This window comes from Clostridiales bacterium (assembly GCA_030016385.1).
In the GTDB taxonomy this organism is placed as follows: Bacteria; Bacillota; Clostridia; order Clostridiales; family Oxobacteraceae; genus JASEJN01.
The window spans coordinates 1-9,364 of the sequence record JASEJN010000085.1 but is presented as its reverse complement, the minus strand read 5'-3'; the positions used below and the strand labels follow the sequence as shown (position 1 = coordinate 9,364).

Annotated in this window: 10 protein-coding genes; 7 read left to right on the top strand and 3 right to left on the bottom strand. The window is 38.9% G+C overall.

Going from position 1 to position 9,364, the window contains the following annotated elements; genetic code table 11:
• Positions 1-117: 117 nt before the first annotated feature.
• The gene (locus QME45_13815; GenBank protein MDI6619706.1) at positions 118-906 is read right to left on the bottom strand and encodes a gluconate 5-dehydrogenase; all 789 of its coding nucleotides are present in this window, start codon (positions 904-906) and stop codon (positions 118-120) included.
• A gap of 390 nt (positions 907-1,296) precedes the next feature.
• Here QME45_13815 and QME45_13810 point away from each other — a divergent pair, with 390 nt between their 5' ends.
• From QME45_13810 to QME45_13800, 3 genes are all read left to right on the top strand, one after another.
• A complete protein-coding gene (locus QME45_13810; GenBank protein MDI6619705.1) occupies positions 1,297-1,716 on the top strand; it encodes an NfeD family protein in 420 nt (139 codons plus the stop codon).
• A gap of 12 nt (positions 1,717-1,728) precedes the next feature.
• On the top strand, positions 1,729-2,661 hold the full coding sequence (locus tag QME45_13805; protein ID MDI6619704.1) for an SPFH domain-containing protein: 933 nt from the start codon (positions 1,729-1,731) through the stop codon (positions 2,659-2,661).
• Positions 2,662-2,825: 164 nt separating this feature from the next.
• Complete coding sequence (locus QME45_13800; GenBank protein MDI6619703.1) at positions 2,826-3,785, top strand: uroporphyrinogen decarboxylase family protein; 960 nt, start codon at positions 2,826-2,828, stop codon at positions 3,783-3,785.
• 75 nt (positions 3,786-3,860) lie between these two features.
• Here QME45_13800 and QME45_13795 read toward each other — a convergent pair whose 3' ends face one another.
• Entirely contained in the window at positions 3,861-4,289 is a 429-nt protein-coding gene (locus QME45_13795; GenBank protein ID MDI6619702.1) for a helix-turn-helix domain-containing protein, read from the bottom strand.
• Between the two features lie 187 nt (positions 4,290-4,476).
• Here QME45_13795 and QME45_13790 point away from each other — a divergent pair, with 187 nt between their 5' ends.
• From QME45_13790 to QME45_13775, 4 genes are all read left to right on the top strand, one after another.
• Entirely contained in the window at positions 4,477-4,653 is a 177-nt protein-coding gene (locus QME45_13790; protein ID MDI6619701.1) for a helix-turn-helix transcriptional regulator, read from the top strand.
• Between the two features lie 267 nt (positions 4,654-4,920).
• The gene (locus QME45_13785) at positions 4,921-6,225 is read left to right on the top strand and encodes an extracellular solute-binding protein (GenBank protein MDI6619700.1); all 1,305 of its coding nucleotides are present in this window, start codon (positions 4,921-4,923) and stop codon (positions 6,223-6,225) included.
• Positions 6,226-6,300: 75 nt separating this feature from the next.
• Entirely contained in the window at positions 6,301-7,182 is an 882-nt protein-coding gene (locus QME45_13780) for a sugar ABC transporter permease (protein MDI6619699.1), read from the top strand.
• The gene (locus QME45_13775; protein ID MDI6619698.1) at positions 7,179-7,991 is read left to right on the top strand and encodes a carbohydrate ABC transporter permease; all 813 of its coding nucleotides are present in this window, start codon (positions 7,179-7,181) and stop codon (positions 7,989-7,991) included. Before QME45_13780 ends, QME45_13775 begins: the two co-directional genes overlap by 4 nt.
• Before the next feature lie 57 nt (positions 7,992-8,048).
• Here QME45_13775 and QME45_13770 read toward each other — a convergent pair whose 3' ends face one another.
• Entirely contained in the window at positions 8,049-9,212 is a 1,164-nt protein-coding gene (locus QME45_13770; GenBank protein ID MDI6619697.1) for an iron-containing alcohol dehydrogenase, read from the bottom strand.
• Between the last annotated feature and the right edge of the window lie 152 nt (positions 9,213-9,364).

The window sequence follows — 9,364 nt, the reverse complement described above, 5'->3', positions numbered from 1 at the left end:
TATCAAAACTCTCATAATGCTCATTCGTCGCTCAAAATAACATAATCCTATTTATTCCTGATTTCAAATTACGAATCGGAGTACAGGGAAGGGTGCATTTTTTATGTTTGAAGAATATTATTCGGGTTGTTTGCCAATGTAAGATAGGATGCCGCCGTCCACATATAGTATATGACCGTTTACAAAGTTGGAGGCATCAGATGCGAGGAATACTGCAGGTCCCATAAGATCTTCGGTTTTCCCCCAGCGATTGGCGGGAGTCTTGCTCAATATAAACTTATTGAATGGATGCCCGGGGGTACGCAATGGCGCAGTTTGCGGGGTCTCGATATAGCCCGGTCCTATAGCGTTGCACTGGATATTATACCGGCCATATTCAGATGCAATATTGCGAGTCAACATTTTCAATCCTCCCTTAGCGGCTGCATAAGCGGATACAGTTTCACGCCCCAATTCGCTCATCATGCTGCAGATATTGATAATTTTACCGTGGCCTTTCTTGATCATGCCGGGAATAACCGCTTTGCTTACAATAAAAGGAGCGTTCAGATCAACATCGACTACCTGACGGAAATCCCTTGCGCTCATTTCCAGCATGGGGATGCGCTTAATTATACCGGCATTATTTACAAGAATATCTATAGTACCGACATCTTTTTCAATTGTAGCTATAAGGGAATTAACTGCTGCTTCATCAGTAACATCGCATACATAACCATGGACGTCGATTCCTTCTTTTTTATAAGATAGGATGCCCCTGCCCACTAGTTCCTGATTGATATCGTTAAATACGATAATAGCCCCGGCGGCCGCAAATCCCTTAGCAATAGCAAAACCGATACCATAGGAAGCGCCGGTTACCAATGCAACTTTGCCTTTTAACGAAAAGTTATCCATAAAATTCATGATATAAACCTCCTTGTATAGTTATATTATACCAATATTTATTACAGTCAAGCTAAAGATTTTACTGTAAAAGCATTTAAAAAAATTGATCTGCTGATCTCTTTGAATTGCATGGGAAACGGCCAATCAGTAGTAATGGTTAGATATGTTGACATACCATAATAATTGCTGCCAATTTCGGTTTGTAATTTGAAATCAGGCATAGATAACATGAGATTATTATTACGAGTCGAAATATATAAGGTAGGAAAGCTTATACTATAAATTTCCAGTTCAAAAAATCCAAGCTTGTACTAAAATTCCAATTGATAATATTTATTTTGTATAGTATAGTATTCTCAGGAATAGATATATATTGTATCATATTTTTCATATGGGGAAGGGCTGTTTATGGATCCGATTTTATTGTGGGTTATAATATCTATAGCTGCTTTAGTGATTGACATAATAACAAGCAGCTTCTTTATCGCGGGATTTACAATAGGTGGCATATTTGCGATAATAACGCAAACGCTTGGAGGAAGTATGCCTGACCAGATATTTGTATTTGGAGTTGCAAGTGTACTTGCTATAATGGTGGAGTATATGTGGTTCAGGAAGAAAATAAAAAAGTCTATACCCAAAACCCCAAGGATGGAAGAAGAGTATATTGGCAGAGAAATTACAGCAGAAGAAGATATCGATGAACAGGGCAGGATAAAGGTCGATGGTATATACTGGACGGTTCAGAATGAGGGCAGCAAGGTAGAAAAGGGTGAGAAAGTAAAAATAGTAGGTATAAGGGGAAATAAATTATTAATAAAAAAATAGGGGGTATATTAAATGGGTTTTATTATTTTTGCAGCTATTGTATTGATAATTCTTTTAGCTTCAATAAAGGTTGTTAATACGGGATGCCAGTACGTAGTTGAAAGATTTGGACAATTTTACAAGGTACTTGAACCCGGATGGCATCTTATTATTCCATTTGTTGATTTTGTGCGAAGGAGAATATCCACAAAACAGCAGATACTCGATATTGATCCACAGAGCGTTATCACGAAGGATAACGTTAAGATATCCATAGACAATGTCATATTTTATAAGGTAATGAATGCGAGAGATGCAGTATACAATATTGAAAGTTATAAGTCAGGTATTATTTATTCGACAATAACAAATATGAGAAACATTGTGGGCAATATGACACTTGATGAAGTATTATCGGGAAGAGATGTAATAAATTCGGAACTTTTGAAAGTTATAGATGAAATAACTGATGCCTATGGCATTAAGATATTGTCTGTCGAAATCAAAAATATAATTCCACCTGCAGAAATACAGCAGGCCATGGAGAAACAGATGAAGGCAGAGCGTAACAAAAGAGCTACGATACTTGAGGCTGAAGGTCAAAAGCAGAGCGTTATAGCAAAAGCTGAAGGGGATAAGCAGTCGAAGATTCTTCAGGCAGAAGCCGAAAAGGAAGCTAATATCAAAAGGGCAGAAGGCCTAAAGCAGTCGCAGCTTCTCGAGGCAGAAGGCAAGGCAAGCGCAATAGAGGAAATAGCGAAGGCCCAGTCGGATGCTATAAAAGCTGTAAACAGGGCAATAATCGAATCGGGGACAAACGAAGTCGTCATCGCTTTAAAGCAGGTTGAGGCATTGACCGAACTCTCCAAGAATCCTGCAAACAAACTGATAATACCTACTGATGCCGTATCATCCTTAGGGAGCATTGCAGCTATTGCAGATGTTATTAAAGGCAAAGAAAAATAAAGTTCTGTATATTGAAATAGGGGAGCCTGCGGGATTAGCGGTTCCCCTATCGGATTTTTTGCGAGAGCAAGTCATAGAACTCACAAGACCCCGATTTGCCTAATAAAGCGTTCAAAAGCATAAGCTTATATTATAGATTAAAGCAATATGAAAGGAAGAAAAAAATGAATAAAATGTCTCCAAAAGAAAGAGCAATAAAGGCATTGACACTTAAGCAGCCTGATTACGTGCCGACGATGGAACTGGAGTTTCAGACGACTTATGAGCTATTTCATGAAGAATATTATTCCGGGAGTGAAGTCGAAAGCGGAATAAGCAGGGATGAAATAATAGATCACAATGCGAAGTTATTCGCAAAAGTTCTAGATTATTTCGATTATGCAATTGCAATGGTATGCCGCGGGGTACCATCCATTCCGGGAGAAAATTTTGACGATACGCTTATAAGTATGATGCAAAAGACAAAAGAATACTTAAAAGAGGACAGGCTTTTTATGTGCCATGGTGATGCGACATATGCTATACCTGACGGAAATACAATGCTCGATTTTGTTTATAACCTTGCAGATCATCCTGATGAGATGAAAGATAGGGCCAAGCGCATGGTTGAAAGGGAACTCGAAAGGGATCTTAGGCTCATGAAAGCAGGATTTGACGGTTTTGCCCTGTGCTCCGATTATGCATTTAACAAAGGTTCGTTTTTATCACCTGCCATGTTTGGCGAATTTATCGCACCATATTTGGAGGAACTTATAAGGGAGCAGAGGAAAATGGGCGCATATGTTATAAAGCATACTGATGGTGACATAATGCCTATAATAGATCAGATAGTGGATTGCAAACCTCATGCGCTGCATTCGCTGGATCCTCAGGGCGGAATCGATGTTGCCACGATAAAGAAATTGTATGGCGACAGGATTTGCCTTATAGGAGGCGTCAATTGCGGCCTTATGCAGACAGGGACAAAGGAGCAGATACTTGAAAGTGCAAGGTATGCCATGGAAAGCGGCAAACCGGGCGGAGGATATATCTTTTCAACATCTAATGTGGTATTTAAGGGTATGCCCCTTGAGAGTTACCTTTTGATTTATGATTATTATTTAAAAAATAGAGATTATCTTTAAATAAACTTATTACCGGCAGCAGGCAGCGTTCCTGTTTGCCGGTAGAGGTGAAATCCGTACTATTTAATGAATATGTTAATCCCTATTTTTAGGAGTATATTTTTCTTTAGCTTCTTCCTTGGCAAGCATCGTTCCTTTTTCAAGGACTTTCATAACTTTTTCTAATGTTTCTTCATCGTTAGGGCTGCCATAAAAAGCAAGATCGACTGCACCCATCAGGGTAGATTTTATGTTTTCGGCTTTTTGCTTTATTTCCTTCATGTCCCCTTCTGTCAAAGCAGTTCCGTTTTGTTTTTCTTTTTTTGCTTCATCACGGCCCAAAAGATAGTCAACGCTAACTTTGAAAAAATCCGCAAGCTTTTTAACCATTTCAAAATCCGGCTCGCTTTTTCCGGTTTCATATTTGGTATAAGTTGATCTTTCAATTCCCAATGCCTGTGCAATATCCTTCTGGCCTATATTTTTCTTGTTTCTTAACGCTTTTAATCTTTCATTAAAGGTCATAACATCACCTCTAAATTTATTTTATGTGAAATAATTTCACAGTGCAATTGTAGTGAACAAACTTCACGAATATTATTGACTTGTGAAGTTATATCACATATAATTGAATTGTATAAGTGAAGATACGTCACTTGGCGTATCCGAATATAAAAAATGCACTCTACGTCACTTCTTCGGAGGTAGTGATATGAAATTGATGAGGGAAAAACGTGAAGAAGCACATTTGACTCAACAACAATTAGCTACCATGATAGGAATCAGCAGGACTGCGATTACAAAAATTGAAAACGGGGGTAGGCCTTCGGTAAACACTGCTCAAAAAATTGCCAATATTTTAGGCTTTGACTGGACTTTATTTTTTTAAGGACAAGTAATATTAGGTCTCACGCATAATAATTCAGGCCGATTATCCCATCATAAAGAAACGGAAACAGGAATATATTTGTAATACAAGCATGTTAACTATAATAACTATAAAAGTATGATGTTAAAGCGTTATAGGCAGAGATTCACTAAATGCCTGCAGGTTTTTACCTGTGGGTATATTTAAGAAATCCTGCTATATAATGTTTTAATTATATGCTTAAAAGCACTCTAAAATTTAAAAGTTTATAGAAAGGATGTAATAGTAATGAAAAGGAAGTTGAGTGTATTACTTATAGTTGCAATGCTAGTTACAATGCTCGGAAGTTGTGGGACTGCATCCAATAATAAAGGAGGAAAGAACAATTCAAAGAGTAGCGGAAATGCACTTACAGTATGGTGTTGGGATAAAAATTTCAATATCTATGCTATGAATGAAGCTGCAAAAATATATCAGAAAGATCATCCGGACTTCAAACTCAACGTTGTAGAAACACCATGGGATGATGTACAAACAAAATTGACTACTGCCGTCACATCAGGGCAGACAGGTACTTTACCGGATATTTTACTTATGCAGGATAATGCGCTTGCTAAAAATATAACCAATTATCCCAAAACATTCGTCGATTTAACAAATTCAGGTATTGACTTTTCAAAATTCGCACAATATAAGGTCGCGCTCAGCACGGTAAACAGCAAGGTTTACGGTGTACCATTTGATAGCGGCACTGCTGTAACGGCTTTAAGAACCGATGTTCTCCAGAAAGCAGGTTATACAATCAATGACTTTAAGAATATCACATGGAGCAGGTTTATCGAAATCGCAAAGGATGTATTGAAGAAAACCAATATACCACTGCTTTCTTCTCAGGCTGGTTCTCCTGATCTTGTGATGATGATGCTTCAAAGCGCAGGGACGTGGACTTTTAAGGGCGATAAGCTGTATATATCCGATAATCCTGCTCTTTTGAAGGCAATTGATGTCTATGTTGAATTAGTAAAATCCAAGGTGTTGGTTGAAGTCAATAATTGGGATCAGTATGTCGGTACATTCAATACGGGCAAGGTCGCAGGTGCAATGACCGGTTGCTGGATTCTTGCGTCTGTTCAAGCCAATAAGGATCAGAAGGGGAAATGGGCCGTCACCAATATACCCAAACTGGATGGTATAGAAAATGCTACTAACTATAGCAGTGTAGGAGGCTCAAGCTGGCTGGTGCTTTCCACATCTAAAAATAAAGATCTGGCCATCGATTTCTTAGGCAAAACATTTGCAGGAAGCACGGAATTATATAACACGATATTGCCTACTTCAAGCGCAATTGCAACATGGGGACCTGCAGGCACGGGTTCAAATTACGAGATTGCCCATGAATTCTTTGGAGGGCAAAAGATTTTTCAGGATATCGTAGAATATGGCAAAAACGTACCTAAGGTTTCATATGGCGTATATAACTATGAAGCAAGGGATGCAATAGGTACAGCGATTACAAAAATAATCAGCGGTACGGATAAAGCGGCGGCTTTAAAGGAAGCAGAATCTACTGTTAAATTCCAGATGGGCAAATAAAATCAAACTATATGGGGCTGCTTCAGCAACCCCATATAGTTTATTTAGAATCTTTTTGTATGGAGGATGAACAGAATGAATGCTAGATTTAAAACTAAATTCAAATTGAGCACTATAGGCTGGATATTTATACTCCCCGCTACTTTATTATTGCTGCTTACAAAATTCTGGCCTATTATAAGAGCTCTTGTGTTATCTTTTCAATCCGGCGTCGGGCTTAATACATCATTTGTAGGAGCCAAAAATTATATCCGTATGTTACATGACAACCTTTTGCATACTTCAATATTCAATACTTTTTTCTATTTATTATTACAGGTTCCGATAATGCTTATAATAGCGATAATACTGGCGGTTATTCTTAATGATAGCAGGCTTAAACTCAAGGGCTTTTTCCGGACTGCGATCTTTTTGCCGTGTGCCACATCCTTGGTTTCATATGCGATAATTTTCCGCTCCCTATTTGCAAGGGATGGGTTCATCAACCTGATTTTGATGAAAACGAATATTATAAACAACCCTATAAACTGGCTTTCAAGCCCATGGCCTGCGAGAATCGTTATAATTATTGCATTGACCTGGAGGTGGACAGGATATAATATGATCTTTTATTTGGCGGGCTTGCAGGGCATTGACCCTTCCATATACGAAGCGGCGAAAATCGATGGAGCCTCTGCATTTACAAGTCTCAGGAAGATTACGATTCCTCTGCTTAAGCCTATGATATTGCTAACTTCAATTACATCTATATCCGGCACGCTGCAGTTATTCGATGAAACCAAGAACTTGACAAACGGGGGACCCGCAAATTCCACTATTTCTATTTCGCAATACATCTATAATCTGTCATTTGCATATTCGCCTCAATTTGGCTATGCTGCGGCAGTCTCGTTCTTAGTATTGATTATGGTAGCTATTTTATCATTTACTCAAATGAAAGTAGGCGATAGGAGATGACAAAGAGAAGAATCGGCATAACCGTAGAATACATCGTTTTGACAATCGTATCGGTGATATCTTTGTTTCCGCTATTCTGGATGCTCATGTCTGCCACAAATAAAAGCACGGATGTTCTTGCAGGGAGAATTTTGCCGGGGCAAAAGCTTATTGAAAACATGAGCAATCTTTTAAAAACAGCCAATGTCGGCCAGGCTATGATGAATTCGTTCAAGTATTCTGTACTTACGACTGTAGGCAGTGTATTGATTTGTTCGATAGCCGGCTATGCCTTTGAGGTTTACTATACAAAATCTAAAAACATGGTATTTAATTTATTGTTGATTTCCATGATGATTCCATTTGCAGCGACGATGATTCCGTTATATACTTTATTCGGAAAGCTCAACCTGTTAAATAAAACCCTGGGATTTGCGCTGCCGTCTTTATCGACAGTTTTATTGATATTTTTGTTCAGGCAAAGCGCGCAGTCATTCCCCAAATCCATCATTGAATCTGCCAGACTCGATGGAGCCGGTGAGCTTCGAATATTTCTGGAGTTTTTCGTGCCAATTACCAAGCATACGTTTACGGCAGGAATTACTGTGGCTTTCATGAGCAACTGGAATAATTATCTATGGCCTTTAATTATCATGCAATCGCCTACAAGCCGTACTATGCCCCAGTTGATCAGCGGTTTGACAAGCGGTTATGTCACGGACTACGGCATGCTGATGCTGGCCGTCAGCATAAGCATATTGCCGACAGTTGTTGTATTTTTGATATTACAGAAAAATTTTGTAGAAGGTATCACAGGTGCCGTAAAATAATATGTACAGAGAAGATAGAAAAAATATCCCCAAGGCTGTGTCTTGGGGATATTTTTTCTATCTTGCGATGTTCAATATATTGATTACATCTTCCTTATGAACTTTTATAAACCCGCCTACGGGACCGAATTGAGTGCATTTTTCAGCCATCTCATCGAACCTGTCATATGGAACGTTAAGCTCTTTCAATGTTGTCGGAAGGCCCACTGATTTTAAGAAGCTTTGATACCTTCTTATGCCTTCCAGAACCGTATTTTCGATGTTATCAAAATCAGGTTCTACATCCCAAACTCTTACCGCGTATTTTGCAAAACGCTCTACATCATGTTTATATACGTATTTCATCCATGCAGGGAATACAACTGCAAGACCGGCTCCATGGGTTACATCATATATGCCGCTGAGCTCGTGCTCTATTCTGTGAGAAGCCCAGTCTTCTTCTCTTCCTGTTCCTAAAAGGCCGTTATGGGCAATCGTACCCGCCCACATTATTTCAGCCCTTGCATCGTAATTTTTAGGATCATTCAGCAATATTTTTGCGTTGTTTATAACCGTTTTAAGTGTTGCCTCCGATAACCTGTCTGTTAGTTCAACATGCTCTGTATTTGTAAAATACCTTTCCTGAACGTGAGCCATTATATCTGAAATACCGCTGAATGTTTGAAACGCCGGCAGTGTAAACGTAAGCTCCGGATTCATTATTGAAAATTTAGGGCGATTCAAGTCGCTCCCTAAACCTTTTTTATACCACCCGTCTTCATTTGTTATAACCGATGATGCGCTGGCTTCACTTCCTGTGGCGGGAAGAGTCAGGACGACTCCAAGGGGCAGAACCTTGCGGGGTTTAGCTTTTCCAACATAAAAATCCCATACATCTCCGTCGTAGGGAACTCCAAGGGCGATCGCCTTTGCAGAATCGATGGCACTTCCACCGCCTACGGCCAATATAAAGTTTATTTTGTTTTCACGGCATATCTTAATTCCCTCATGCACCATACTGAGCCTCGGGTTTGGTTTAACGCCTGAAAGCTCCATAACTTCTATACCTTCAGCCTTAAGCGATTTGATAATTCTATCATATAATCCGGTCCTTTTAATGCTGCCTCCGCCATAATGAAGGAGTATTCTGCTTCCGTATTTTTTAACTTCTTTTCCCACCTGGTTTTCCGTATTCCTTCCGAATATAATCTTTGTAGGGCATTGAAAAGTAAAGTCTTGCATTCTAAAACCTCCTATGTATCTGAATTTAAATTAACCTGTCTTTCTAATTAATATTATAAGTATTTTGCTTTAAAAATTAAAGCTTACAAGTAAATATCTTCGATTCGCAATATGAGTTTATGTTATTTTGAGCACTCATTCGCCAGATTCAA